The sequence below is a fragment of the Virgibacillus sp. Bac330 genome, from assembly GCF_003667845.1.
Classification (GTDB): domain Bacteria; phylum Bacillota; class Bacilli; order Bacillales; family Amphibacillaceae; genus Virgibacillus; species Virgibacillus chiguensis.
Window position 1 is genome coordinate 1,180,903 of record NZ_CP033048.1, and the last position, 26,536, is coordinate 1,207,438.

Annotated in this window: 26 protein-coding genes and 1 pseudogene; 22 read left to right on the forward strand and 5 right to left on the reverse strand. The window is 34.6% G+C overall.

All coding sequences use genetic code 11. The annotated features are described in order from the left end of the window. The first annotated feature begins 109 nt into the window (after positions 1 to 109). From D9780_RS05265 to uvrC, 9 genes are all read left to right on the forward strand, one after another. The gene (locus D9780_RS05265; protein ID WP_121641434.1) at positions 110 to 2,452 is read left to right on the forward strand and encodes an endonuclease MutS2; all 2,343 of its coding nucleotides are present in this window, start codon (positions 110 to 112) and stop codon (positions 2,450 to 2,452) included. A 30-nt stretch (positions 2,453 to 2,482) separates the two neighbouring features. Continuing rightward, positions 2,483 to 2,893, forward strand: coding sequence for a DUF350 domain-containing protein (locus D9780_RS05270; protein ID WP_371413732.1), 411 nt, complete (start codon positions 2,483 to 2,485; stop codon positions 2,891 to 2,893). 320 nt (positions 2,894 to 3,213) lie between these two features. Then, positions 3,214 to 4,899: a long-chain-fatty-acid--CoA ligase gene (locus tag D9780_RS05275; protein ID WP_121639502.1), complete on the forward strand. Its 1,686-nt coding sequence runs from the start codon at positions 3,214 to 3,216 to the stop codon at positions 4,897 to 4,899. Positions 4,900 to 5,018: 119 nt separating this feature from the next. Next, positions 5,019 to 5,606: a fatty acid metabolism transcriptional regulator FadR gene (locus D9780_RS05280; protein ID WP_121639503.1), complete on the forward strand. Its 588-nt coding sequence runs from the start codon at positions 5,019 to 5,021 to the stop codon at positions 5,604 to 5,606. 26 nt (positions 5,607 to 5,632) lie between these two features. Further along, on the forward strand, positions 5,633 to 6,409 hold the full coding sequence (locus D9780_RS05285) for an enoyl-CoA hydratase (RefSeq protein WP_205601119.1): 777 nt from the start codon (positions 5,633 to 5,635) through the stop codon (positions 6,407 to 6,409). Between the two features lie 19 nt (positions 6,410 to 6,428). After that, the gene (locus tag D9780_RS05290; RefSeq protein ID WP_121639504.1) at positions 6,429 to 7,202 is read left to right on the forward strand and encodes an electron transfer flavoprotein subunit beta/FixA family protein; all 774 of its coding nucleotides are present in this window, start codon (positions 6,429 to 6,431) and stop codon (positions 7,200 to 7,202) included. Between the two features lie 26 nt (positions 7,203 to 7,228). Further along, positions 7,229 to 8,215, forward strand: a complete 987-nt coding sequence (locus D9780_RS05295; RefSeq protein ID WP_121639505.1) for an electron transfer flavoprotein subunit alpha/FixB family protein — start codon at positions 7,229 to 7,231, stop codon at positions 8,213 to 8,215. 368 nt (positions 8,216 to 8,583) lie between these two features. After that, the gene (gene trxA / locus D9780_RS05300; RefSeq protein ID WP_073010223.1) at positions 8,584 to 8,898 is read left to right on the forward strand and encodes a thioredoxin; all 315 of its coding nucleotides are present in this window, start codon (positions 8,584 to 8,586) and stop codon (positions 8,896 to 8,898) included. 117 nt (positions 8,899 to 9,015) lie between these two features. Then, positions 9,016 to 10,806 carry an excinuclease ABC subunit UvrC gene (uvrC, locus tag D9780_RS05305; RefSeq protein ID WP_121639506.1) on the forward strand — a complete coding sequence of 597 codons (1,791 nt, stop codon included), beginning with the start codon at positions 9,016 to 9,018 and terminating at the stop codon, positions 10,804 to 10,806. A gap of 387 nt (positions 10,807 to 11,193) precedes the next feature. On the opposite strand, the gene D9780_RS05310 is transcribed toward uvrC, so the two are convergent. Next, positions 11,194 to 11,637, reverse strand: coding sequence for a YslB family protein (locus tag D9780_RS05310; protein ID WP_121639507.1), 444 nt, complete (start codon positions 11,635 to 11,637; stop codon positions 11,194 to 11,196). A 691-nt stretch (positions 11,638 to 12,328) separates the two neighbouring features. On the opposite strand from D9780_RS05310, the gene D9780_RS05315 reads away from it, so the two are divergent. The 8 genes and pseudogenes from D9780_RS05315 to D9780_RS05350 all read left to right on the forward strand — a co-directional run bounded on the left by D9780_RS05315 (position 12,329) and on the right by D9780_RS05350 (position 19,075). Then, complete coding sequence (locus D9780_RS05315; protein WP_101933801.1) at positions 12,329 to 12,943, forward strand: succinate dehydrogenase cytochrome b558 subunit; 615 nt, start codon at positions 12,329 to 12,331, stop codon at positions 12,941 to 12,943. Positions 12,944 to 12,973: 30 nt separating this feature from the next. Next, positions 12,974 to 14,737: a succinate dehydrogenase flavoprotein subunit gene (gene sdhA, locus D9780_RS05320; protein ID WP_116278204.1), complete on the forward strand. Its 1,764-nt coding sequence runs from the start codon at positions 12,974 to 12,976 to the stop codon at positions 14,735 to 14,737. 2 nt (positions 14,738 to 14,739) lie between these two features. Beyond that, entirely contained in the window at positions 14,740 to 15,504 is a 765-nt protein-coding gene (sdhB, locus tag D9780_RS05325) for a succinate dehydrogenase iron-sulfur subunit (protein WP_073010236.1), read from the forward strand. Positions 15,505 to 15,924: 420 nt separating this feature from the next. Next, the gene (locus D9780_RS05330; RefSeq protein WP_073010239.1) at positions 15,925 to 16,365 is read left to right on the forward strand and encodes an acyl-CoA thioesterase; all 441 of its coding nucleotides are present in this window, start codon (positions 15,925 to 15,927) and stop codon (positions 16,363 to 16,365) included. Between the two features lie 434 nt (positions 16,366 to 16,799). Then, positions 16,800 to 16,973 carry a helix-turn-helix domain-containing protein gene (locus D9780_RS05335; protein ID WP_121639508.1) on the forward strand — a complete coding sequence of 58 codons (174 nt, stop codon included), beginning with the start codon at positions 16,800 to 16,802 and terminating at the stop codon, positions 16,971 to 16,973. 397 nt (positions 16,974 to 17,370) lie between these two features. Further along, the gene (locus D9780_RS05340; protein ID WP_121639509.1) at positions 17,371 to 17,832 is read left to right on the forward strand and encodes a hypothetical protein; all 462 of its coding nucleotides are present in this window, start codon (positions 17,371 to 17,373) and stop codon (positions 17,830 to 17,832) included. 699 nt (positions 17,833 to 18,531) lie between these two features. Continuing rightward, positions 18,532 to 18,624: pseudogene (locus tag D9780_RS05345) on the forward strand (polymorphic toxin type 35 domain-containing protein); the annotation flags it as partial. Between the two features lies 1 nt (position 18,625). Continuing rightward, positions 18,626 to 19,075, forward strand: coding sequence for a hypothetical protein (locus D9780_RS05350; protein ID WP_121639510.1), 450 nt, complete (start codon positions 18,626 to 18,628; stop codon positions 19,073 to 19,075). Positions 19,076 to 19,210: 135 nt separating this feature from the next. Here D9780_RS05350 and D9780_RS05355 read toward each other — a convergent pair whose 3' ends face one another. Continuing rightward, a complete protein-coding gene (locus D9780_RS05355) occupies positions 19,211 to 19,651 on the reverse strand; it encodes an ImmA/IrrE family metallo-endopeptidase (RefSeq protein ID WP_371413706.1) in 441 nt (146 codons plus the stop codon). A gap of 301 nt (positions 19,652 to 19,952) precedes the next feature. Here D9780_RS05355 and D9780_RS05360 point away from each other — a divergent pair, with 301 nt between their 5' ends. After that, positions 19,953 to 23,012, forward strand: coding sequence for a DEAD/DEAH box helicase (locus D9780_RS05360; RefSeq protein WP_121639512.1), 3,060 nt, complete (start codon positions 19,953 to 19,955; stop codon positions 23,010 to 23,012). Positions 23,013 to 23,108: 96 nt separating this feature from the next. Next, positions 23,109 to 23,831 (forward strand): hypothetical protein, encoded by a 723-nt coding sequence (locus tag D9780_RS05365; RefSeq protein WP_121639513.1) that lies wholly within the window; start codon positions 23,109 to 23,111, stop codon positions 23,829 to 23,831. 3 nt (positions 23,832 to 23,834) lie between these two features. Here D9780_RS05365 and D9780_RS05370 read toward each other — a convergent pair whose 3' ends face one another. The 3 genes from D9780_RS05370 to D9780_RS05380 all read right to left on the reverse strand — a co-directional run bounded on the left by D9780_RS05370 (position 23,835) and on the right by D9780_RS05380 (position 25,456). Continuing rightward, positions 23,835 to 24,512 carry a hypothetical protein gene (locus tag D9780_RS05370; RefSeq protein ID WP_121639514.1) on the reverse strand — a complete coding sequence of 226 codons (678 nt, stop codon included), beginning with the start codon at positions 24,510 to 24,512 and terminating at the stop codon, positions 23,835 to 23,837. Positions 24,513 to 24,713: 201 nt separating this feature from the next. Further along, positions 24,714 to 24,821 carry a hypothetical protein gene (locus D9780_RS21600; RefSeq protein WP_162985789.1) on the reverse strand — a complete coding sequence of 36 codons (108 nt, stop codon included), beginning with the start codon at positions 24,819 to 24,821 and terminating at the stop codon, positions 24,714 to 24,716. A 206-nt stretch (positions 24,822 to 25,027) separates the two neighbouring features. Then, positions 25,028 to 25,456 carry a helix-turn-helix domain-containing protein gene (locus D9780_RS05380; RefSeq protein ID WP_121639516.1) on the reverse strand — a complete coding sequence of 143 codons (429 nt, stop codon included), beginning with the start codon at positions 25,454 to 25,456 and terminating at the stop codon, positions 25,028 to 25,030. Between the two features lie 167 nt (positions 25,457 to 25,623). Between D9780_RS05380 and D9780_RS05385 the strand changes: the two genes are divergently transcribed. The 3 genes from D9780_RS05385 to D9780_RS05390 all read left to right on the forward strand — a co-directional run bounded on the left by D9780_RS05385 (position 25,624) and on the right by D9780_RS05390 (position 26,536). After that, positions 25,624 to 25,818 (forward strand): helix-turn-helix transcriptional regulator, encoded by a 195-nt coding sequence (locus tag D9780_RS05385; RefSeq protein ID WP_121639517.1) that lies wholly within the window; start codon positions 25,624 to 25,626, stop codon positions 25,816 to 25,818. Positions 25,819 to 26,059: 241 nt separating this feature from the next. Next, entirely contained in the window at positions 26,060 to 26,224 is a 165-nt protein-coding gene (locus tag D9780_RS20985) for a hypothetical protein (RefSeq protein WP_162985790.1), read from the forward strand. Positions 26,225 to 26,326: 102 nt separating this feature from the next. After that, a complete protein-coding gene (locus D9780_RS05390; RefSeq protein ID WP_121639518.1) occupies positions 26,327 to 26,536 on the forward strand; it encodes a hypothetical protein in 210 nt (69 codons plus the stop codon).

Genomic DNA, 26,536 nt, shown 5'->3' on the forward strand with positions numbered 1-26,536 from the left:
TAGATATATTTCGGTGTATGGTGTACAACCCGAAGATCGGAAAAGCAAAAATAGAGGTTATCAAGAAGCTCCTATTTATCTTGAACAACCTGTAAAAGGAGTTATTGACATGAACGAGCGCATGTTACGCGTACTCGAGTTTGATAAAATTATTGAACAAGTAACCAACTATGCAGCAACATCTATTGGAAAACAAGCATTGCAGCAAGCGCACCCTTCTACAGATATGAAAACAGTGGTTCGCTTGCAAGATGAAACGGATGAGGCAACGCATATAGAGAGATTAAATAAAACGCTACCTTTGGGAGGAATTTTTGATATACGTCCAAGTTTAAAACGCGTTTCCATTGGAGGAGTGCTATCTGCAGGCGAGTGTATTGAGGTTTCTAGCACTATATATGGTGCAAGGATGGCAAAAGACTTTGTCGATCGATTAGAGGAGGATTTTCCTATTCTTAGTGGAATGGCAAAGGAAGTTACTCCGTTAAGACAATTAGAACAAGCGATCAATCGTTGTATTAATGATGACGGTCATATGCTAGATAGTGCTTCTGAAAAGTTACGAGGAATACGTTCTTCCATTCGTACGTTAGAAAGTAGGGTCAGAGAGAAATTAAGCAACTTTACGAAAACACATAGCAACAAATTGTCAGATGCCATCATCACAATACGAAACGATCGTTATGTTCTCCCGGTTAAGCAAGAATATCGTAGTGCTATCGGAGGAATTGTTCACGATCAATCCGCTTCAGGTCAAACGCTATTTATGGAGCCAAAAGCTGTTGTTGATATAAATAATCAATTACAAGAAGCATTTGTTAATGAAAAGAGAGAAATGGACAGGATATTAGTTTCACTTAGCAACTTGATTGCAGAAGAAGTAAATGCTTTAGAGCATAATGTTCATATACTTGGAAAGATGGATGTTATATTCGCCCGTGCAAAATACGGTCAGGCAATGAAAGGTACAAAACCAATAATGAATGACCGCGGTTTTATTAAAATGAACCAAGCTAGACATCCATTAATTGATTCACAAGACGTTGTTGCGAATGATATTGAGTTAGGCAATGATTATACAGCTATTGTAATTACAGGGCCGAATACAGGGGGGAAAACGGTCACCTTAAAAATGGTCGGACTCTGTTGTTTAATGGCTCAATCTGGTTTGCAAATTCCGGCATTGGATGGATGCGAGCTTGCTGTGTTCTCTCATATTTTTGCAGATATTGGTGACGAGCAGTCAATAGAGCAAAATTTAAGTACGTTTTCATCACATATGACTACAATTGTAGACATTTTAAAGTATATTGATGAAAAAACACTTGTATTGTTTGACGAGCTTGGTGCTGGTACTGATCCTCAAGAAGGCGCAGCTTTAGCAATGGCAATCCTCGATGAAGTGATTGAAAGACAAGCTAGAGTAATAGCAACGACGCACTATCCAGAATTAAAAGCTTACGGATTTAATCGACGTCAAGTTTTAAATGCTTCTGTAGAATTTGATATTGAGACATTACGTCCTACGTATCGTTTGTTATTAGGCATACCTGGACGAAGTAATGCCTTTGATATATCTCGGCGCTTAGGGCTTTCCGCAGCAATTATTGATCATGCAAAGTCCTACGTCGGCATGGATTCCAAAAATGTTGAAAATATGATTGCTTCTTTAGAACAATCGCAATTAAAGGCAGAAAAAGATTACGAGCAAGCTCATGACTTGCTACAACAAGTAGAAAACTTCTATGAAGATGTAAAGAATATGTGGCATGAATGGCAAGAGAAGAAAGACAAACTGTACCGGAAAGCTGAAGAGAAAGCTGATAAAGCCATTCAAAAAGCACGGGAAGAGGCAGAGCTTATCGTTCAAGAAATTCGCAACATGCGCAGAGAAGCCGAGTGGAAAGAGCATGAATGGATTGAAGCTAAGAAAATGCTTGATGATGCTAAACCGGAGTTATCGGCAAAACAAGACACCTCTACTCCCTCCAAAAAACGAGAAGAAAAAGTACTAGAACCTGGTGATGACATTAAACTACTTACGATTAATCAGAAGGGGACAGTGTTAGAAAGAATAAGCAATCATGAGTATTTGGTTCAAGTTGGCATTATGAAAGTGAAAGTGAATCGAAAAGATTTACACTATATGAGTAAAACAAAAGAGAAGTATGAGCAGCCAATTACAACTATTAAAGGAAGCAATTACCATGTGAAAACAGAGTTGGATCTTCGAGGAGAGAGGTTAGAAGATGCGCTGTTAAAATTAGAAAAGTATGTGGATGATGCGCTACTTGCTGGTTATCCAAGGGTTTCCATTATACATGGAAAGGGAACTGGAGCGCTTCGAAAAGGTGTTCAGCAGTTTGTACAACAACATCCGAGAATAGTTGACTCCAGGCCAGGTGAAGCTGGAGAAGGCGGTAGTGGAATAACGGTCATTAATTTGAAATAAGAGTGAGTATTCGAGGTGAATAGGATGGAAATGGGAGTAGCCTTTTGGGAAAATGTAGTCGTACAAACTGCAGCCAGATACAGTGTGGTGATCTTATGCACGCTAGTGTTCTTAGCGATTTTAGAAATGGTTACGTCATATAAAAATTGGGAAGAAATTAAAAAAGGAAATTTTGCAGTAGCCATGGCAACAGGCGGGAAGATATTTGGTATTGCGATTATTTTTCGTTACTCTATTGAACATAATGATACATTGGTTCAAAGTATTGGTTGGGGTGTATACGGTTTTATCTTGTTATTACTAAGTTATTTTGTATTTGAGTTTTTGACACCAGTACTGAAAGTCGATGAAGAGATAGGGAATGGCAACAAAGCAGTCGGATTTATTTCAATGATTATTTCAGTAGGTTTGGCTTTTGTTATTGGTGCTAGCATAGGGTAAGAGGGGGAGAAACCTATGGTGTTAGATCGTTTAGCAAAGATATTAATTGTTGTAGCTATTTTATTTATTGTTGTAGGGATTATATGGTTATTGATCTAACGTTGAGTATTTGTTTGCTTATAATGAATGTATCATTAAACTTGGCATATTTGCCAAGTTTTTTCCATAGGAAAAGGTTTTATCGTATTAGCCAAACAAGGTTTTCACCATAAAGGTTTGGCGGTAATCAAGTTTTTCTAAAAAATAATTAAATAATATTTCAAAAAATAACGATTAATCGGTATAATGTAAATAAGCATAAAGCAAAGGGAGGAAAAAACATGGGAGAAACGAAAACTTGGTTTCAGCACTATCCACCTGAAATAAAAACATCACTCCACTATGATGAAAAGCCGCTCCATCGATTTTTACTCGAAAGTGCTGAAACATTCCCTAAAAAGAAAGCGCTTCATTTTATGGGGAAAGATTTGACGTATGAAGAACTTTATAATCAAGCAACCAAAATGGCTAACTACTTACAACAACTAGGTATGGAAAAAGGAGATCGAATTGCTATCATGCTGCCAAACTGTCCACAATCTGTTATCACGTATTATGGGGCTTTAATGGCAGGGGGTATCGTTGTACAAACAAATCCACTGTATAAAGAAAGGGAGTTGGAATATCAGCTGAAGGATTCTGGAGCGACTTTTATTGTATGTCTAGATATCTTACTCCCCCGTGTTACAAATGTAAAAAATAATACAGATATCCAACATACTATTGTTGCAAGCATCAAAGATTATTTGCCATTTCCTAAAAACTTAATTTATCCTTATATACAAAAGAAACAGTACAATATGGTTGTCAAAGTAGAACAATCCGACAATATACATGTTTGGGATTATATGATGGATGTCGCCCAGTCTGCTTATGAAAAGGTTGCCGTTAATCCAAAAGAAGATTTGGCTTTATTGCAGTATACCGGTGGAACAACTGGAAATCCAAAAGGAGTGATGCTTACTCACCATAATTTAGTTTCTAATGTCCAAATGTGCCAAGCTTGGATTTATAAAACGAATCCTGGTGAGGAAATCGTATTAGGAGTATTACCGTTTTTTCATGTTTATGGAATGACAGCAGTTATGAATAATGCGATTATGATGGGTGCTAAAATGATCTTGTTACCTAAATTTGATGCAACAGAAGTATTGAAAACGATTGATAAGCATAAACCAACACTTTTCCCAGGAGCACCTACAATTTATGTGGCTTTATTAAATCATCCTAAATTAGAGCAGTATAATTTATCATCGATTGAAGCTTGTATAAGTGGTTCTGCACCATTACCTACAGAGGTTCAAGAACAATTTGAAAAGGTGACAGGTGGCAAACTTGTAGAAGGTTATGGCTTAACAGAAACATCCCCTGTTACCCATGCAAATTTTGTTTGGCACGAACGGAGAAATGGTAGTATTGGGGTGCCGTGGCCAGATACAGATGCTAAAATAATTGATGAAGAAACGATGGAAGAAGCGCCGTGCGGAGAGATTGGAGAGATTGCTGTTAAAGGTCCGCAAATTATGAAAGGATATTGGAACAATCCTGAAGAAACAGCCCAAGTATTAAAAGACGGATGGTTATTTACAGGTGATTTAGGATACCAAACAGAAGATGGCTACTTTTATGTTGTAGATCGAAAAAAAGATATGATTATTGCTGGTGGATACAATATATATCCTCGTGAAGTAGAAGAAGTGTTATATGAGCATGAAGCGATTCAAGAAGCTGTTGTGGCTGGTATTCCCGACCCGTATCGAGGGGAAACAGTAAAAGCTTATGTAGTTTTAAAGCCAGGTTATACAATAACAGAAGACGATCTTAATACGTATTGCCGAAAACACTTAGCAGCATTTAAAGTGCCACGCATTTATGAATTTCGTGAAGAACTTCCTAAAACAGCGGTTGGTAAAATTCTAAGGAGACAACTTATTGATGAAGAAAAAGAAAATTTACAAGTAAATTGAGCTCTCTGGCTCTTTTTTATCTAGCTTTGTACAAGCAATGGCATTGACAGTTCTCTTAGAAAGAGATACAATAATGAATGAACAATCATTCATTATTGTATCGAATTTAGGAGAGAATCATGAAGAAAAATAAACCGAAATACAATCAAATTATCGAGGCGGCAGTAAAGGTTATCGCAGAGAATGGTTACCATGCCTCTCAAGTATCTAAAATTGCCAAACAGGCAGGAGTAGCAGATGGAACGATTTATCTGTACTTTAAAAACAAAGAAGATATATTGATCTCTGTATTTGAAGAAAAAATGGGGCAATTTATTACGCATATTACAGATGCCATTCAGAAGAAGGAAAACGCAAATGAAAAGCTTTACGAACTAATTAAGCTACATTTTCGCCAGTTAAGTGAAGATCACCATTTAGCTATTGTTACGCAGTTGGAGTTGAGGCAATCGAATCCTTCCTTGCGTTTACAAATCAATAATGTGTTAAAACCTTATTTAAATGTCATCGATACCGTCATTACAGAAGGGATGGAAGAAAAAGTTTTTCGAAAAAATTTGAATTTACGACTTGTTCGTCAGATGATTTTTGGTACACTAGATGAAACGGTTACAAATTGGGTAATGAAAGATAGAAAGTACAATCTTGTTGATTTAGCAACGGAAGTTCATACATTATTAACAGAAGGACTTCAATCAAAGCAGTAGATCAATAAAACAAAGGGGGATGAAGTTTGACGAACACACTATTTTTGGAAGCGAATCATTCTATTGCTTATGTAACGATCCAAAGTCCGCCAGCAAACGCTCTATCTAGTATTCTATTAAAGGATTTGGAAGCAGTGTTGAATAAGATAGAGGAAGACCCAAGTATAAAGGCGATTGTTTTAAAAGGAGAAGGGAAGTTCTTTTCAGCAGGAGCAGACATAAAAGAATTTACAGCTTTGCAGCAAGCATCTGACTATGAATCTATGGCGAAAAGAGGGCAAGATTTGTTTGCTCGCATGGAAACGTTCCACATTCCGATTATTGCATCTATTCATGGCGCTGCTCTAGGCGGAGGACTGGAGCTTGCTATGGCTTGCCATATGAGAATTGTAACGAAGGAGGCAAAACTTGGTTTACCTGAAATAACATTAGGTATTATACCAGGTTTTGCTGGTACACAACGTTTGCCGCACTTCGTTGGTTCGGCTAAAGCGTATGAAATGATATTGACTGGAGAGCCAATCAATGGGGAAGAAGCATATTCTTATGGCTTGGCAAATAAAGTAGTGGAAGCAAACGCTTTGGACGAAGAAGTAAAGCAGTTAGCTGAAAAAATAGTTTCTAAGAGCAAGTTAACTATTCAGCAAATCATGCGTTTAATACCTTATGCAAAGACTAGTTTATTTGCAGAAGGAGTATCAGAAGAAGCAAAAGCATTTGGCGAAATTTTTGGATCTGAGGATGCGAAAGAAGGCGTGCAAGCTTTCATTGAAAAACGGAAACCGAACTTCCAGGATAACTAAACAAAAAGGAGGAGCAATGATGGAAATTTATGTGTTACTCAAGAAAACATTTGATACAGAAGAAAAAATTAACGTATCAAACGGGCGAATTGAAGATGAAGGTGCTGAATTTATTATTAATCCATACGACGAGTATGCCGTCGAGGAAGCCATTAAACAACGGGATGAGCATGGAGGTGAAGTCACCGTTGTAACAATTGGAGATGAAGATTCAGAAAAACAATTACGCACTGCTTTAGCAATGGGGGCAGATAAAGCAGTGTTAATAAATACAGAAGATGATGTAGAAGATGGTGATCAATATACAACAGCAAAAATTTTGGAAGCGTTTTTTGAGGATAAAGAACCGGACATAATCCTTGCTGGGAATGTAGCGATTGATGAAGCAAGTGGGCAAGTAGGTCCGCGGCTTGCAGATGCACTACGTATCCCACATGTGACAACGATTACAGACTTAAAGGTTAGTGGAGATACAGCTACCGTGGAAAAAGATGTGGAAGGAGATGTGGAAATAGTAGAAACAACTTTGCCACTATTGGTGACCTGCCAACAAGGGCTAAACGAACCAAGGTATCCTTCACTTCCAGGAATAATGAAAGCAAAAAAGAAACCATTAGAAGAACTGGAAATAGACGATTTAGACTTAGATGAAGATGACGTAGAAGCGAAAACGAAAACAGTAGATATCTTCTTACCGCCGGAGAAGGAAGCTGGCAAGGTACTAGAAGGTGAACCGCAAGAGCAAGTAAAAGAACTTGTTACATTATTGAAAACGGAAGCGAAAGTACTGTAATTTTAAGACAGAGAGGAGTAATGAACTTGAGTGAAAAAATAGTAGTAATTGGAGAAGTGAAAGATGGTGTATTACGAAATGTTTCTTTTGAGGCGATAGCAGCAGCAAAAAAGGTTCACGCTGATGGTGAAGTAGTTGGTGTAGTATGCGGTAATGGTGAACTGTCTTCATTAGGAGAAGAAATGATTCATTATGGAGCAGACCGCGTAATAACAGTTACACACGAAAACTTACAAAATTACACCTCTGAAGGATATTGTCAAGCAGTAATGGCTGTTGTTGAGGAAGAAGCCCCACAAGTAATTGTGATGGGGCATACATCCATAGGAAAGGACCTTACGCCAAAGTTAGCAAGTAAGCTAAATACTGGACTCATTTCAGATGCAGTAGACATTGAAATAGCTGATGATCAAGTTCAATTTGTCCGTCCTATCTATTCTGGGAAAGCATTTGAGAAGAAAGTTATTACGGATGGTTTAACATTTTTTACTATCCGTCCTAATAATATTGCAGCCTTAGATAAAGATACATCCAGATCGGGAGAAGTAACTGATAAAGCAGTTGAAATTGCTGATATTCGCACGGTTATTAAAGATGTAATAAGAAAAGCTTCTGAGGGTGTTGATTTATCTGAAGCAAATGTAATTGTAGCTGGTGGTCGCGGTGTGAAAAGTGAAGAAGGATTCAAACCTCTTTATGAATTAGCCGAAGTATTAGGAGGTGCAGTAGGAGCTTCACGAGGTGCTTGTGATGCGGAATATTGTGATTACTCCTTGCAAATTGGGCAAACAGGGAAGGTTGTCACGCCAGATTTATACATTGCAGTTGGTATCTCTGGTGCCATTCAACATTTGGCAGGTATGTCAAATTCCAAAGTAATTGTAGCTATTAATAAAGACCCAGAAGCGACCATCTTTAATATAGCAGACTACGGTATTGTTGGAGATTTGTTTGACATTATTCCACTTTTGATTGAGGAAGTGAAGAAAGCAAAAGTAGGAACAGGGGCTTAGAAGAAAAAGGTGTTAACGATACTAAAATAAGGATAGCCAATGCTCCGGAAACTCTCTCTATAGAAGTCAAAGAACTGATCGCTTTCCACATGCTGTGGCAAAGCAAACACATCTTTTTCTGAAAATATAGTTCATTTTTCTCCGTAGGGCCTTGCCGTTGGGTCCAACTTTTAAGAGGGAGAGAGATTTTAATTTTCGGAGCAATCATTAGGTATGTGTACATAGAAAGGAAACATATGAATTGATTTTTAGGCTTTAGAAATGATATAAACAATGCATAAGCAAATAATTAGGATGCTTATTTAAACGATGATATACTCAACGTAATAAGCGGGAAAGCTTTATCTAAGTCAAGGAGGAATGAAAGAATGGCAATTATCAATGCTACTGATCAGACGTTTGCCAAAGAGACTGCAGAAGGTTTAGTGCTAGCAGACTTTTGGGCGCCATGGTGTGGACCATGTAAAATGATTGCACCAGTATTGGAAGAAATTGATGGTGAAATGTCTGAAAAAGTTCAGATTGTAAAATTAGATGTTGACGAAAACCAAGAAACAGCAGGTAAATTTGGTGTGATGAGTATTCCAACATTGTTGTTATTTAAAGATGGTCAAGTCGTTGACCAAGTAATCGGTTTTCAGCCAAAAGAAGCATTAGTTGATTTAATTAACAAACATGCTTAACAAATGGTATACTATTCTTTAGAATAGAAGATGAAGAATCCCTTGTTGCTAAATAGTGACAAGGGATTTTCTAGAGTCTTACATGGTAGAACATGTCTATTAAAGGAATGAATGTAGATGAACCAAAATATAAAAGATAAACTAGCGGTTTTACCAGCAAAGCCAGGCTGTTATTTGATGAAGGATAAATATGAAAGCGTCATTTATGTTGGAAAGTCGAAAGTATTAAAGAATCGGGTGCGTTCTTACTTTACTGGAGCACATGATCGAAAAACGCAACGTTTAGTGCAAGAGATTGAAAGTTTTGAGTATATTGTAACTTCTTCCGAGATAGAAGCACTTATTTTAGAAATGAATTTAATTAAAAAATATGATCCTAAATATAATGTTATGCTCAAAGACGATAAGTCTTACCCTTACTTAAAAATTACTTCTGAACGCCATCCAAGGTTGCTAATTACGAGGAAAATAAAGAAAGACAAAGGCAAATACTTTGGTCCTTATCCCAATGTTATCGCGGCGAGAGAAACAAAAAAATTATTGGATCGACTTTACCCTCTTAGAAAATGTAATAACCTTCCTGGGCGCCCTTGCTTGTACTATCATATGGGTCAATGTTACGCCTGTAGTAACAATCCACCGACAAAAGAAGAATATGCAGCAATTGTCCAAAATGTATCATCTTTTTTACATGGTGGATATAAAGCAATAAAAAAAGACTTAACGAAGAAAATGCAGCAAGCGAGTGAAGCGTTGAATTTTGAAAGAGCGAAGGAATTAAGAGATCAAATTTATCACATTGAATCTGTCATGGAACAACAGAAAATGACGTTAAACGACCAGGCAGATAGGGATATTTTTGCATATAGTTATGATAAAGGATGGATGTGCATCCAAGTATTTTTTATTCGTCAAGGGAAGTTGATTGAACGAGATATAGCTGTTTTTCCTTTTTTCGATGAAGCTGAAGAAACATTTATTAGTTATGTTGGCCGTTTTTACCTCCATCAAAACCATCCGAAGCCAAAACAAATTCTTGTTCCTCTTGGTACCAATACAGAACTATTGAAAGATTTACTTGAGGTAGATGTGCATACGCCATACCGTGGAAGAAAAAAAGAATTGGTGAAGCTAGCGGAAGAAAATGCGCGAATTTCGTTAAATGAGAAATTCTCTATTATGGAGCGAGACGAAGAAAGAACTATTGTAGCTGTAGAGCGCTTAGGAGAAATTCTAAATATTGAAACACCGCATCGAATAGAAGCATTTGATAATTCCAACATTCAAGGGACTGATCCAGTTTCTGCGATGGTTGTTTTTATAGACGGTAAGCCAGCTAAGAATGAGTATCGTAAATACAAAATCCGCAATGTTGATCGACCGGATGATTATGAAACAATGAGAGAAGTTATTAGAAGGCGTTACACGAGAGTTTTAAGAGATAAACTTCCATTACCAGGTTTAATTATTGTAGATGGTGGAAAAGGTCAAATGAGTGCCGCATTGGATGTGCTAGAAAATGAGTTAGGGCTAGACATTCCTTTATGTGGTTTAGCAAAAGATGATCGTCATAAAACAAGTGAACTTTTATATGGATTTCCACCTCAAATTATAGATTTAGATCGCAAATCGAATGAATTTTATCTTGTCCAAAGGGTGCAGGAAGAAGTGCATCGTTTTGCCATTACGTTTCATCGTCAATTACGTGGGAAAAACGTTGTACAATCTGAATTAGATAATATTTCAGGTATTGGTCAAAAAAGAAGAAGATTGTTGCTAACACATTTTAAAACAATCACGGAAATAAAACAAGCTAGTATGGACGACCTGATAAGATTAGGTATTCCACGTGATGTCGCTGAAAATATTATTACCCATTTTCAAGCAGCTAACATAGAAAAGCAGTAGCGCCATGATCTGGCAATCTACTGCTTTTTTATGGTCTAGGAAATTATAAAACTTGATAAACTAACTAAGTTTTTAGCCACGTCCGGCTCCAGCGCCCAGCAACTAGGCGACTTCACTCCATTGCCTTAAGCTAAGTCATCATCGGTTCGTTTCTCATCATAATTCCTAAAACTTTCGTTGATTCGTTCTACTCTCTACGTTGCTAACCGGGCGCCCCGAGCCTTTGTTCTTGGCGGATATTTAAGGCGCTTGTCCAAAGGGGGTTAAAAGATCAAGAATCTCGGTCGGTTCTTGATCTTTTGCACCAACGAAATGTTTCTATAACAATGTTTAGTAAAAAATTTGTAGTATCGGGGGTTAAGAGCACACTTGTTTTAATTATTTCTATTAATCCACCGAAAACATGGCTTTAAACTCAACTTGATGAATTCTTTTATTAATCGTTTCTACGCACTCGCAATCTCTGTTTTCAATTATATGTAGAGCTTCTGCTAAAAAACCAGCTTCTAGGCGAAAATCGGTAGAAAATGAAGCTTGTAATCGTGACGCAACTGCATCAGACATCAATTGAAAGGTCATTGATTTGCGTTTATCTTTTACAACTTCTAATCGCCCAAAGCCTAAAAGTGTAAAAATATGTATGACATCATCTACGGTTTGTATATCAAACTTTCTGGCAAGTTTTCTCCCCATGAAATATAGCAGGGTTGGAGATTCTTCACCTAGTAATTCTGGTAAACTAACATATCGTAAAATATCAAAGCCGACACCTTCTGTATGTAATGCTTCTAAATCGTGAACGGATATAACCGTTGTTTGTTGGTTTCTCATTCCATGTCATCCTCTCTGAATACTCTTAAAGTAAGGGTAAATAAACACCTTCCTACAATGAACATTTTTTCTTTATAATGAATACTTTAAAAGTTAAAGTTTGCAACTCGCTCTTAATAGTGAACGACGAGTGTTATAGAGCGTACTTTTAGTTTATACTATAAAAAAGTATAAAAATTTGTAAGGTTTATAGAATAAGAAAAATTACAGCTTTCGTCATAAAAATTGGCGACAAGCCAAGTTTTTCTAATACATTTTCCTTTTGTAGTAGTACTTTATAAATTACATTCCATATTTTAAAGACCATCATTTACGTTGATTTCACTACTATATGTATGTAGCTTGTTATATTATCTTAAATAATTTTAGTACGTGCAAGTCACAAATCTTTGAGCTTCTACTAGTTTATCATACTTAAGATGCTTCCTAAATGCTAGAAAATATATAAATGGGCAAGGTGTATGCATTAAAATAATTTTTTTGAAAAAGTACAAGTAATGAGAATACTTTTAACGCATGCAAAAATAGAAATAAAGGTACCGTTTTCTTGACGCTTGCAATAGTTAGAAGTACAATAAACATGTCGCAATTGTACAATGTCAACTCGCCGTACTTCCTTTAAGAGTTGAACTTTTAAATATGTACAACACTATGAAACTAATTAATGATCAAATTAAAGGGGGGGAACACATTGACAGAGCATCGTGAGTTTCTAACAAGAAGAGTGCACTCGTTATTAGGTGTAATTCCGATAGGTCTTTTTTTGGTTCAACATTTAGTGGTGAATCATTTTGCTGTTTATGGAGAAGAGAATTTTAATAAAGCAGCCGATTTTATGCACAGTCTACCATTTAGACTCGTATTGGAATTCGGGGTTATTTTTATTCCAATTTTGTTTCATGCTATTTTAGGGGTATATATTGTATTTGTAGCACGAAGCAACACGAAAAGATATAATTTTTTCCGTAATTGGATGTTCTTATTACAGCGAATAACGGGTATTATTACGTTTGTCTTTGTTGTTTGGCATGTGTGGGAGACAAGAATACAGTTAGGATCACAAGGAGCTGACTATAGCCTAATGGAAGGGATTCTTTCCAATCCATTTATGTTCTGGTTCTATATGATTGGTGTCCTATCTACTATTTTCCATTTTGCCAATGGATTATGGAGCTTCTGTGTGACTTGGGGTATTACACAAACACCTAAATCACAAAAAGTAGTTACATATGCAACTGTAGTTGTTTTCTTAGCACTAAGTTATGTCGGTGTTAGAACAATTCTTACATTTGCTTACGGTATTTAATTCAAAGGAACAGGGAGTGGGTGACAAGTTATGAGTAAACGGAAAATTGCCATAGTTGGCGGAGGTTTAGCTGGCTTAATGGCAACAATAAAAGCAGCAGAAGCAGGAGTAAGTGTTGATTTATTTTCCATTGTTCCTGTAAAGCGCTCTCACTCTGTATGTGCTCAAGGTGGAATAAATGGTGCAGTTAATACTAAGGGAGAAGGGGATTCTCCTTGGCTTCACTTTGATGATACAGTGTACGGTGGAGATTTCTTAGCAAACCAACCGCAAGTAAAAGCGATGTGTGATGCAGCGCCTGGAATTATTCATATGTTTGATCGAATGGGTGTTATGTTTAACCGCACACCTGAAGGATTGCTAGATTTTCGTCGTTTTGGTGGAACGCAAATGCATAGAACAGCTTATGCTGGAGCAACAACAGGACAACAATTACTTTATGCGGTGGATGAGCAAGTTCGTCGTTATGAGGTTGAAGGTCTTGTGACAAAATATGAAAACTGGGAATTTGCGCGGGCAGTGATTGATGAAGAAGGTGTTGGTAGAGGGATTGTAGCTCAAAATGTGAAAACGCATGAGATAAAAGCATTTCCATCTGATGCAACCATTTTTGCTACTGGTGGTCCTGGAATTATCTTTGGTAAATCTACTAATTCTATGATTAATACTGGATCTGCTGCAAGTAAGTTGTACCAGCAAGGTGCAAAATATGCCAATGGAGAATTTATTCAAATTCATCCTACAGCTATTCCTGGTGATGATAAATTACGATTAATGAGTGAGTCTGCCCGTGGTGAAGGGGGCAGAATTTGGACATATAAAGATGGAGAACCTTGGTATTTCTTAGAGGAAAAATATCCAGCTTATGGTAACCTCGTACCAAGAGACATCGCCACACGTGAAATTTTTGACGTATGTGTGAACCAAAAACTTGGTATAAATGGCGAGAATATGGTGTATTTGGATCTATCACATAAAGATCCAAAAGAGCTTGATATAAAACTAGGCGGAATTATTGAGATATATGAGAAATTTGTTGGCGAAGATCCTCGAAAAGTGCCTATGAAAATCTTCCCTGCTGTCCATTATTCCATGGGTGGACTGTGGGTAGATATTAATCAAATGACTAATATCCCTGGTATTTTTGCTGCAGGAGAATGTGATTATTCGCAGCATGGTGCCAACCGTCTTGGTGCTAATTCATTATTGTCTGCTATTTATGGAGGAGCTGTTGCTGGTCCAAAGGCAATGGAATATATAGAAAGTTTAGAGAAGCATGTCGATGATTTGCCATCTCATTTATTTGAAGAGAATGTAAAAGTGGAACAAGACCACTTTGAAAAATTAATGAACATGGATGGCGAAGAAAATGCTTATCAGCTTCATAAGGAACTTGGTCAGTGGATGACTGATAACGTAACCGTAGTGCGTGATAATAAAAAATTATTGCAAACAGATGAAAAGATTCAAGAACTACTGCAACGTTTTGAAAACATTAATATTAATGATACCTCTCGTTGGAGCAACCAAGGTGTTATGTTTACACGTCAGTTGGAAAACATGCTTCATTTAGCGCGTGTTATTACACAAGGCGCTTATAATCGGAATGAGAGCCGTGGTGCTCATTATAAACCTGAATTCCCAGATCGAAATGATGAAGAGTGGTTGAAAACAACGATTGCAGAATTTGACGCAGAAGAAAAAGCACCTAAATTTTCTTATGAGGATGTAGATATTTCATTAATTAAACCTCGTAAGCGTGACTACACGAAAAAAAGTGAAGGGAGTAAGTAAGAATGGCTGATAATAAAACAGTTACTTTTATTATAACTCGACAAGACAGCCCTGATTCTAACTCCTATACAGAAACGTTTAAAATACCTTATAAGCCAAATATGAACGTTATTTCTGCATTGATGGAAATTAGACAAAATCCGGTTAATGCAAATGGAGAGAAAACAACACCAGTTCAGTGGGATATGAACTGTCTTGAGGAAGTATGTGGTGCATGTTCCATGGTGATTAATGGGGTAGCAAGACAGTCTTGTGCAGCACTTGTAGATCAGCTTGAACAGCCGATCCGACTAGAACCAATGTCAACATTTCCAGTTGTTCGCGATCTAATTATCGATCGTAACCGCATGTTCGATGCGTTAAAACAGGTGAAAGCATGGATTCCAATTGATGGTACGCATGATTTAGGAGCCGGTCCACGTATGCCTGAAAAGAAACGGCAATGGGCATATGAATTATCGAAATGTATGACTTGCGGTGTTTGTCTAGAAGCTTGCCCAAATGTTAATGATAAATCCAATTTCATTGGTCCAGCAGCTATTTCGCAGGCTCGTTTGTTTAATGCACATCCAACTGGAGAAATGAATGCAAGTGAACGTTTAAATGGGTTGATGGAAGATGGAGGTATAGATGGTTGTGGAAACTCGCAAAACTGTGTACAAGTTTGCCCTAAAGGTATTCCACTGACTACTTCTATTGCTGCCATGAACCGAGCAACAAATATCCAAGCGTTTAAAAACTTTTTTGGAAGTGACAACGCACATTAATTTAATTAGCTATACTAACGACCCTCTGCCTCTAAGAAGGCTGAGGGCTGTTTTTCAATATTAATTATGAGAAATTTTAGAATGATGATTATTTTCCTTTGAATAGAAGTGGATTAAGAGCTACGCTTTAAAATTTAAATTTGTACAACAAAAGTTTTTGTTCACATTATAAACTGTAGAAAGTAGTAATTTTGAAGGTTTTTAGTATAAGGAAAATGACAGCGTTTATCGCAACGAATAATCTCTAAGACTATGTGATGAAGTTTTCTTTTATAGTTAAATGTTTGTAAGCGTGTTACGTTTAATTTTCAGCAATCAAACTAGCGGCATGTTGCGGCGAAGGTAGTAGATTAAATGAATTGACTGTGACAAGCTTTTATTTGTCCGATCCCATACATTATTTGTTAAAGAGGTGAAAATGTGCGAATATCTTATATTGACAATCTAAATGAGTGGAGTAAAACTTTTTCTTTTTCTATACCAGTTACGATTCGTTTTTCTGAGACAGACTTATTTGGTCATATGAACAATACTACTGTGTTTATTTATTTTGAGCAGGCAAGAATCGAATTTTTGAAAGCTGCAGGTGTTTTTGATGGGAATACGAATACAGAGGGAATACCAGTTGTATCTGATTTACAATGCGATTTTTTAAAGCAACTGTACTTTGATCAAACTATTCAAGTGTATGTGAAAGCACATCATGTTGGTAGATCTTCTGTTGATATACATTATATGGTTTTAGATGATAAACAAGAAATTGCTTTGACTGGAAGAGGACGACTTGTATACATTCATGCAAAAACAGGCAAGCCAATATCATTAGGAGAATCAATGAGAATAGCTTTGGCGCAAAAGTAAACAGAAATAGTATACGTTATATTAGAAAGGCAGATCTTACAAGTTGTGCAGAACGTTTAACCGCTCTCATTTTTATATTTAGAGAATAAAGTGGTGGTAATAATCATGTTAATAAAAAAAACCATATTTTACTAAATATAAATATACAGTTAAACGTGTTTTGGGAAGTAGTCTTTTTCTCACAGCGTGTCAAGGGTAGCCTAGATGCTATTTCATTTGCCTTTTCCTTTTCGTCAGTTACTAAAAGTGGCGATTACCTAAAAAACTTCCACTTCAAGCAACGAGCAAGGTGGTAAGTGTAGGTGTTAGTTTACAAGATTTCTGTGACCCCTGATAAATGTACGCACCGTTTAATTGCTTTTACATAAGCTATTATTGACTAAATAATTTCCCTTCATTTTGCAGCTCTATTGACAGCAAGGAGGGGTTACCATTTGAAGGACAACGAGTATAAACCGAAGCAATTATTAACTAAACGGGAAAAAGAAGTATTTGAACTATTAGTTCAGGATAAAACCACAAAAGAAATTGCCCAGGAATTATTCATATCAGAAAAAACTGTCCGAAACCATATTTCAAATGCTATGCGTACCAATTGCAAATGCTGATTTTTATTAGGTAATCTTCAAATAGCTCACGCTATTACATAGGTGTGGGATATCTGAAAATTACACATTAATGCGATTATTGTGTAGGCGGATGGAATACTTTATAATTACATTTAATTATAATAGACTGTGACAAAATCCCCTTAATTAAAAAAGTGGTACTCACCAAACTTCTTGATGAGTACCAGTCTTTTTATGTGACAAACAGTCATGTAAAAAAAGATGTCTTTTGATAAAATTGAGTGGGTGTAGAATATATTGTGTAATTAGATTCCAATTATTAAAAGGGAATCTAAAAAACATTATTGACACACCCATTCTTTTTATAATACATTAAAGTTGAAAAAATTATTATAAAATTCAAATAAATACATCAAGAACTATAGGGAGGTTTATAGTGCGGAAAAAAAAGATATGGAATTTGGTTATTTTGTTATTGATTATCGTTGCAGTTTTTTTTATGGTGGCTCAATGGAGAACAACTACTTATAAAGAAGTTCTAACGGATTTAATTTCGGAAGATGAAGAAATTAGAACAATTGACATTACCTATTATAATAATTCAGATGAACGTGTATGGAAAGACATGTATCTTGATAACAATGATGAGATGATGAAAATAATTGAGCAACCCGCAGATATGAAATTAAAAAAAACAACGGAACGAGGAGACACAGAATATTTTATTACCGTTAGAACGACTAAAAGCGCTTATTCAATTAGTATCGATAATAAGCATAATCTATTTATTGAAGGACATAAGTACAATTATCACATAATTGGTGATAACGTACTAGTTGAATCTATCGAATCACTCGGAGATAAATGGGGAATAAATAAATTTTCAAAAGAGAGATGAATGTTGATTAAATTTGCCTTTCTAGTTTTTAATAACCTAGATTGTAAAATTAAGTGAGACACTAAAAAAGACATGTCGTGATATACTCTACTCAATCAATAACCGACCAAAGTTAAGGAGAGTGTATCTGACATGTCCTACACCCATCTTACCAAAACAGAACTGGTATTCATAGAGGAATATCATGAATTCGACTTTTCTGGTCAAAAAATTGCCAATAAGTTAAAGCGTGACCATGGAAGCTGTTTATCGTGTTATTAGACAACTGAAAGAAGGATTTAATGTGTCGTTTACCTACAATATCAAGTGAATAAAGCGAAATGTGGTCGTAAAAAGATTCAATTAACACCTAACGAAAAAGCCTACATTCTAAGTATTTTGCGAATAATGTATTACAGTATTAACTTCGTACTCTTTTCTCTAACTTTAAGCTGAGCTAACTCATTTTTAAATAAGATAAATCCTACTACTTGCCCACGTAAGCAGTCTACAACTTCTATTTTTAATTTAAAAGTACCTTGTTGATAGAATTAATTTCAGGTCAGCATTCCCTTCAACATTTATTGATTTGATTAGGCATCGATAACAGTAGGGGGAAGGCTGATGACCTTATATTTTTAGAATTTTTTGGTGTGCAATGTTATGTACCCTTATTCTGTCATATATTTGCTTTATAGTAAATAATGCATATAAACATAAAAAACATTGAAGAAGATGAGTGGAAGAACTGTGACAGTGACTTTTAAAAGGGCTAACGGAAAAACATATATTAGTAATGGATGGGTGAAATAAATTGACTAACAAGTTAAAGGGTCTTATTTTAAGTGGTAATCTGGAAGAGGCTAAAAAAATTTCTAGCAATCTTTCTATTGAAGAACTTGATGCAACATTAACAGATATTGCTTTTCATAACTCCAGTATTACCAATTATGCCTTTGTTATGAGTTTAATAATTGAAGATGAAAAAGTGGAACTTCATGGAATAGCTTTTGATATGCTAGTTAACCCACTATGTCATATTGATGGAGCTTACTACACTGCTTTATATCATGCAAAACGTTGTGTTGAATTAACTAATCAACAAGATGTAGGTTATTTAACTAACCTTCTGTTTTTACATGATGTTCCTGAAACTGTAGTATCCGAAAAGGAAGCATTCAACGTTGCTAAAAAGATCCTTACATTAGATCCTAACAACGAAATAGCAAATGAATTTATGAGTGAAAATAGGAATAACAAATAAGTGTAATAAAGAAGAGATGGCCATCATTTTTAAATGATATATTCAACGTGCCATCTCTTTGTATATCTGCACAGGGTGTACGTTAAACCGTATATTGACTACTTTCATACTTTAGGCTTAGTTCTAAGTACCTATTCAAACTTTAAAATTTTTTAGATGACAAATTTGTTCAGGGATACCGTAAGTTGCAGCTACTTCTTTAATGGTAATGTTTGTGCTTACATATTCATATAGACACTCATCTGGCAGAAGAAGCTCTACAGCAAAGGTGTTTGCTTCTACTTCAATCTTACTTACTGGAAGGTAAGTGGTACTCCGTAAGAAAGGGGTATTTACTCTTGTATGTAATTGAGAGTGACCGAGCTCATGAGCACATACAAATCTTTTAGTTATGTCATCTAAATTAGAATTAATAAAAATATATTGATTCTTTCTATCATATTTGTAAAACCCCTTGATTTCGTCATGCAAATTCCACTCGATAACATGGACATTTTTAAAGTTTGCTAGTTCAAATGGATTATTAGAACGAAACTTTTGTATTAATTGATTTACTATATCCTTTATCCAACTCAATCGATCCATCCTCCCATCATAGTGTAGCCATCCTTTTTTATAATATCGACATAGCGGCAGTTTCTTAAAGTAAAGGCCTGATGCTACGTTTTTGGTCATCATGAAGACTTAAAAGAAATAGGTTAAGTGCATTTCTATTATTTGCATCAAGGTAAGAGGTGACCAGTTTTGCTAAGATGGAGGTTTTAATAGATAAATATACCTATCTATATTCCTGCAACTGGAAATTTGGTATAATGCATTTAAGTTATGAAGTAAACTAATCTTCAATTGGTAAGGAAGAATATTTAGGAGTGAAACAATGGGAAAAGAAGATGTGAAATCTGTTTTAGAGGCTTGGAAACTAGTTGAATCTTTGTCTCCAAGCGAGGTAAAGGGTATTGGAGAAGTGATTAACAAAAATCGATTTTTAGACGGGAAAAAGCAACGTAAAACTGAACAAATTAGTTTATCAGAAAAGCCATGGGAGCAGGTGAAATTAAAAGAGTCTAGTAAGGAAAACCTACAATTTCGCTATTATTTGGGATGCTTTCAACAATATAAACTAGTTGAGTATTTACGTAATTTACTGCAAAATAATGATGAAATTATCAACAAAGATAAAACAATTCTATTTAGCTTTTCCTTTTCGATTGATCAAAATGGGGAGTACATAAAGGGTTCAATTTTTGTTCCTATTTTAATGTATGCAACTAAGATAATGAGTAAAAAAGCTCATATAGCATATGATGAAATGAAGACAGCATTTGATGATAAATTACAATTATTTGAAGACAAAGTAGATGCCATTTTTAAAGGTGGAGTGGATCAACATTCGCTCTACAAAGCTTTAGATACATATCGACAGTATTTTTTTCTACTAGAAAATCAATTACACTATGTGGAGAAAGAAATCGTAAAAGAAGGCAGTAGTGGTCAGGGTAGTTTCAACAGCTTCTTTTTAAAAGATTTAGAAAATATTATTCAAAAAGGAACTAACGATACTTTATATAAGTTTATCGAAGGAGTAGATTCTAATAATAGGATCATTATCGATGAAAATAGAAAGGTTATAGAAGAAATATTACAGCCTAAATATTTACCGAATAGTAGATGGCCTTCCAAAGTCGAACATAGGTTGTCTTTGATGCAACAGGTTGCAGTTAACCAAATTATAAACATGAATGAAAAAGTGCATTCAGTTAATGGACCTCCGGGAACAGGGAAAACAACTTTATTAAAAGATATTTTTGCACATATCATGGTTGAAAGAGCAGAAGCCATGATTAAATTAGGAGATCCAACAAAAGCGTTTCAAAAGTTGAAAACCCTTCAATTAGAAGGCTATAATTATCCAATCTATGAGATGGAAAAATCAATTAGAAATTATTCAATGGTTGTAGCTTCAAGTAATAATGGTGCAGTAGAAAACATTTCTAAAGACCTTCCAAAAGAAAGGGAAATTATTCGTAAAGTTGACGAAAAGGATGAGTTTAAAGCATTTGAAGAACTTTATGCTGATGAGGCAAAACAGTTAAATATGTATCCAATTGCTGCTAAAGATTTAATAGGTAATGATGAAAAGGCGTGGGGATTGTTTTCTGCTGCAATGGGAAAAAAGGAAAATATATCGAGCTATTATAATAAACTTTATAATAAAGATGAGGATAGTTTTATAAATCAATTAGAACAAGATAGTAAAAACATTGACATGTCTAATTGGAAAGACGCTGTTAATGATTTTCAAGCAACACTAAGATCTATTAAAGCAAAGAAAAAAGAACTACAATTTATATGCGATCAACGTAAATTTATTAATAATTTAAAAATCGAATTAGATAAAACGGAGGAAATTATATTAACTTTAGAAGAGAAAGAGAAAAAAATAGAAGAAAAACTAGAACATTTCCAAGAGAGAAAAACATTATTAGAAGAAGAATTTGAAACAGTTTCAAGAGAAGGGCTTTTAATGAGAGTAATTAGAAAAGTGCTTCGTAAAAAGAATACGCAAATATTACAGTTAGAAGATGACTTACTAGATATTAATGCAAAAATTCAGAAAGAATTAGGTGATCTACATCAATTAACCTTAAAAAAGTATGTAGCACAAGAAAATATGTTGGATAATAAAAATAAAATAGATTACTATGATCGTGTAATGGAAAAATATGAAGATCAAAATTTAGTGCTACCTGATGAGAAATATTGGAGTAGTTCTGCATACGATTATAGGCAAGAAAAAGCAATTTGGATCACAGATGAATTAAACTATGAAAGAGGATTGTTATTTTTAAAAGCAATGAAGATTCATAAGTTGATATTAATATTCAACTACAAAGCGATAAAATCTAACCTCCGTTTATTAAATTATCGAAATCAGTTAGATCTAAACCAGAGTGAACATAGACGATACTTGGAATATGCTTGGCAAGCTGTTCATTTGATAACGCCATTAATAAGTACTACTTTTGCAAGTTTTAGTTTGATGTACAAAGGGGTAAGCAAAGATTTTATTGATTATTTGTTTATTGATGAAGCTGGGCAAGCTAGTCCACAGCAAGCAGCAGGAGCATTATGGCGTTCCAAAAATGCTATTGTAGTTGGAGATCCACTTCAAATAGAACCAGTCGTAACTATTGATCAAACAATTCTAGGAGACATTAAAAAATACTATAATGTGGATTCTATTTATATTGATAAAGGATCCTCTGTACAATCTATTGCTGATAATGCAAATAGATTTGGAGTATATAATAAGTATGGGCAGTGGATTGGAATTCCTTTATGGGTTCATAGAAGGTGTTCAAGTCCAATGTTTACCATCTCTAATGAAATTGCTTATGATAATAAAATGGTCTTAGCTAAAAAGGAAAAGCTTGGAGAAAGCGCATGGTTTCATTGTATCGGTGGTGCAATTAATCGCCAATTTGTAAAAGAACAAGCATACTTTGTTGCGGAAAAGATCGCCTCACAATGGAAAAATGGTATAGAGCCACCAGATATATATGTAATCACTCCTTTTACCGCTGTTAAAGACGGTATTAAGAACATTGTAAGAGCACGCTTAAAGCAAGAAGGTATTCCAAATCGAAGTATAAGTAGCTGGATCATTAAATCAATTGGAACCGTTCATACATTTCAGGGTAGGGAAGCAGATATTGTTTATTTTGTAGCTGGAACAGATGAAAAAAGCGATAGCGCTGCCAATTGGTCATGCTCTAAGCCTAATCTAATTAACGTGGCTGTGACAAGAGCAAAAGAAGAATTTTACATGGTAGGGGATTATAAACGCCTTTCAAAAAAAGAATATTATAGCACCATAGCAAGAAATATTGGTGAAGTTTACAATCTTGAAAATAGTAGGTATGTGATTAAGAAATAGTTAACCTTCTTATTATGATAACGTGAATTATAAAGAAAGAAGTTGAACTAAGAATATACGTTCTGTTATACTTTGTAAAAGGAGGGGAAGAGATTTATGAAAAAAACTGTGTTTTTTTGCATCGGTTGGTGTATTGTCATTATTTTGGTTGCAGTTATAATCATAAAAAGTTCTATGTCCTTTCTTGCTAATGGAACCATTATATTGGGTTGGCTTCTTTTTATGATTCAATTAACTTGGAATTATTCAGAACCATTTTATATGTTTATAAAAAGAGCATGGTTTTTCATAAAGAATCCTGATTGTATATGGAATATGCAAGTTGAATTTGTTGGAGATTTTAACATTGATACTTTTAACAAAATTGAAGAAATGTTTAGAGATAGCACGAGTGATCTAAAAGTTATAAAACTTAGTAATTTAAGAAGATTATATAAAATAAATACACTTACTTTCGAAATTGTAATTGATAATACAAATAATATTTTTAGATTAGATTTAAGTGATTTAGAAGTATCGTATAGAAGATCTAGAAGATTAATTGATTATGAATTGGGGGAGATTTTAGAAAAACTTTCTAGGATATTAAAAGAAGATGAAAGCAAGTATTATTTTAATATTGGTTTTAAAGAGGTGAATCCTTATTATGGTTTCTTTATTCGTAGGTTAAAATTAAAAGATATTAATACTTTTAATGTTAAATTTAATGTAGAAAATGATAAAGTGACAGTCAATAAACAATCTATTGAATTTTATACCACAAGTCTTCAAAAATTAAACTCTTTCTCAAAAGAATATTTAACATTATCCCCACGTTAAACTTTACAAGTGGGGATTTATAAGTTCTCTATAAATTTCATCAATAATATCCAACTCTTCTTCCGGTGTTTGTAGTGTATCATATAAAATTACAGAGCCTTTTTTAGAAATTACTACATAGTGCTCCTTGTTGTTTCTGGTGCTAATATATTTTAAATGTATCGACGATATATTCCCTTCTGAAGCAGCTTCTTTATATTCTTCACTTTTGTTTACATTAGGACCGAAATACCCAGCAGTTTTAAGGTGTGTTCGTTTTAAGTCAGCAAACCACGCACCAGAAACTTCTGTTATAAGAGGAATCATATTTTTAAAATCGATGTCTACAGGTTTGATATCATATTCTTTTGTATTATTTAATCTGTTAACAAAATCAATAGCTGCGTCTGTTTTTGTTTGAACTAATAACAAGCTATCATCTTTTTTGTAGTATGAGTGAAAATCAAGGGGTTCAAAATAGTAATTGAAATCCCGATTAAAAACCCTTCCACTCTTGTTATGAATGTAATCGTTATGGCATTTATATTGATCAAAATTTATATGAAAGTTTTCAGTGTTTATTTGAATAGATGTAACTGGTTTTCCTTCTGTTTCTAGTAAATCGAATTCTTGTTGTATAGGAACAAGGAAATCTTTTTGTGGAAATTTTTTTATAATACAAATTAAAAAAGCTTTTGCCAAAATATAACCCTCCAAGATTTATAAATATTTGAATTAGTTCTATTTACCCATTTAAACTTTAAAATTTTTTAGATGGATAATTTGTTCAGGGGTATCGCAAGTTGCAGTTATTATTTAAATGGTAATGTCTGTGCTTACATTTTCATAAAGACACTCGTCTGGCAATAGAAGTTTTACAGCAAAGGTATTTGCTTCTACTTCTTATTTATTTACAGGAACAAAAGTGGTACTCCTTAGGAATGGAGTATTCACTCTTGTATGTAATTGAGAGTGTCCTAGTTTGTGAGCACATACAGATATTTTAGGCATGTCATCTAAATTAGAATTAATAAAAATATATTGGCTTCTAGAACATATTTGTAAAACCCTTTAATTTCATGGTGTAAATCCCACTCAACAACGTGGATGTTTTTACATCAACTAGTTCAAAGGGATCGTTAGAGTTAGATGCCTGTATTAATTGTTTGGACTGTTTTCTTGATCCAACAACTCAACAATATTGCCCCTATGTTATTTCAATCTGATTTTTTTCTGTGTTTTTTAGGAATATATTTCTTATTAATTCGCTGTGTTTGCCGAACAGCATATTCCATGGCTTCTAACAAGGATTCAACAGCTTCCTCACTAATTGGTTCCCCAGAAAAATTTAATCCATCAGCGTTTTGCAAATCCTCTTTAATCTTTTCCATGCGCTTAGCAATGTCTTTTTCATCTTTTTCGGTTAGTTCATTCCAATGAGGGTTACTTTCATCTGATCTACCTAACAAATAATCTGTAGTTACTTCAAAAAAATCAGCTAATTTTTGAAGTGTTTCTGTATCAGGTGTTCTATGTCCGTTTTCATAACCCGAAATAGATACTTTTGTAACATTTACTTTTTTACCTAGTTCTTCTTGTGTTATCTTTTTTTGTTTCCGTAATTTCTTTAACCTATCTCCTAACACAGTTAACACCTCGTTTCTAAATAATATTATAAGTTAACTAATAGATAACATAAAGAAAAAGCAGTAAAGTTAACTAAATAGAAATTTATAAAAAAAACCCTTGACAAGTTAACTTGTAGTGAACTATACTTAGGTTAACCTCAAGTTAACCGAAAGGGATGAAGTAAATGGTGCTTGATAAGTTGAAAAAAATTAGAATAAAAGAAGGCTTAACTTACCAACAAGTAGCTGATGAAGTCGGCATATCAAAAGAGTACTATTGGATGATTGAAAATGGTAAGCGTAGATTAACATATGAACATGCAGTTAAAATTGCAAAAGTATTTAATTCTAACCCTGACTATATTTTTTTGGATAGTTAGTTAACTATAAGTGAACAAGGGATAGAAAAAGATTATGGTTATTTACTTAAAAAGAGAAAAAGTAAGGTCAGATAAAATAAGCTGATTTAATCTTTTTCAAGTAAATCAAAAATTGTATTAAAACATGTGCATTTATGAGATTACCCCAAAAGGAGTTTTTAATGCAGAAAAGCAAGTAACTAAAATTGATAGGGCAGTCCATCTATTCATTTTGCATATGTTAACAAAGAGGGGGGATTTCATGACGAAGCAAAATGAAAAGAAGCGTCCAAAGCGAAAAAGTCATTTAAAGCTTGGTAAGGAAACGTTTGGCGACATGCCAATGGAAGAATGTTTCCGAAAAGCATTTGAACCCTATTTCAATCCAGATAAAGCAAAGAGCACTTATTTAAGCAGGCTTGAATAAGCCTCCTTTTTTCAGATGGACAAGCACATAGCTACTTTACTGTTCATTATAAACCAAAAATTTCACGAATAATAGCAAAGTTTTAATAAGGTGGTGTTGAAAGTGCAACAGGTGCATTTATACGAATACCTAGGAGCGTATACTGATCCGCTTTACCAAAAGATAGAACGTTTACAAGTTGGAGAAAGTCTTCAATGTGGAGAGGTATGTATTACGTATACAAAGTTCAATTTGTACGAGCTTACTTCAGAAGAGATTCATGAATGCTATTCCACTTTAGACAAGTGTTATGAAAGAGTATGTGAGGTGTAA

Bases quoted from the DNA above. Each gene is read 5' to 3' on its own strand.
- D9780_RS05265 (WP_121641434.1), top strand. From the start codon at position 110: ATGAACGAGCGCATGTTACGCGTACTCGAGTTTGATAAAATTATTGAA.
- D9780_RS05270 (WP_371413732.1), top strand. From the start codon at position 2,483: ATGGGAGTAGCCTTTTGGGAAAATGTAGTCGTACAAACTGCAGCCAGA.
- D9780_RS05275 (WP_121639502.1), top strand. From the start codon at position 3,214: ATGGGAGAAACGAAAACTTGGTTTCAGCACTATCCACCTGAAATAAAA.
- D9780_RS05280 (WP_121639503.1), top strand. From the start codon at position 5,019: ATGAAGAAAAATAAACCGAAATACAATCAAATTATCGAGGCGGCAGTA.
- D9780_RS05290 (WP_121639504.1), top strand. From the start codon at position 6,429: ATGGAAATTTATGTGTTACTCAAGAAAACATTTGATACAGAAGAAAAA.
- trxA (WP_073010223.1), top strand. From the start codon at position 8,584: ATGGCAATTATCAATGCTACTGATCAGACGTTTGCCAAAGAGACTGCA.
- uvrC (WP_121639506.1), top strand. From the start codon at position 9,016: ATGAACCAAAATATAAAAGATAAACTAGCGGTTTTACCAGCAAAGCCA.
- D9780_RS05310 (WP_121639507.1), bottom strand. From the start codon at position 11,637: ATGAGAAACCAACAAACAACGGTTATATCCGTTCACGATTTAGAAGCA.
- sdhA (WP_116278204.1), top strand. From the start codon at position 12,974: ATGAGTAAACGGAAAATTGCCATAGTTGGCGGAGGTTTAGCTGGCTTA.
- sdhB (WP_073010236.1), top strand. From the start codon at position 14,740: ATGGCTGATAATAAAACAGTTACTTTTATTATAACTCGACAAGACAGC.
- D9780_RS05360 (WP_121639512.1), top strand. From the start codon at position 19,953: ATGGGAAAAGAAGATGTGAAATCTGTTTTAGAGGCTTGGAAACTAGTT.
- D9780_RS05365 (WP_121639513.1), top strand. From the start codon at position 23,109: ATGAAAAAAACTGTGTTTTTTTGCATCGGTTGGTGTATTGTCATTATT.
- D9780_RS21600 (WP_162985789.1), bottom strand. From the start codon at position 24,821: ATGCCTAAAATATCTGTATGTGCTCACAAACTAGGACACTCTCAATTA.
- D9780_RS05385 (WP_121639517.1), top strand. From the start codon at position 25,624: ATGGTGCTTGATAAGTTGAAAAAAATTAGAATAAAAGAAGGCTTAACT.
- D9780_RS20985 (WP_162985790.1), top strand. From the start codon at position 26,060: ATGACGAAGCAAAATGAAAAGAAGCGTCCAAAGCGAAAAAGTCATTTA.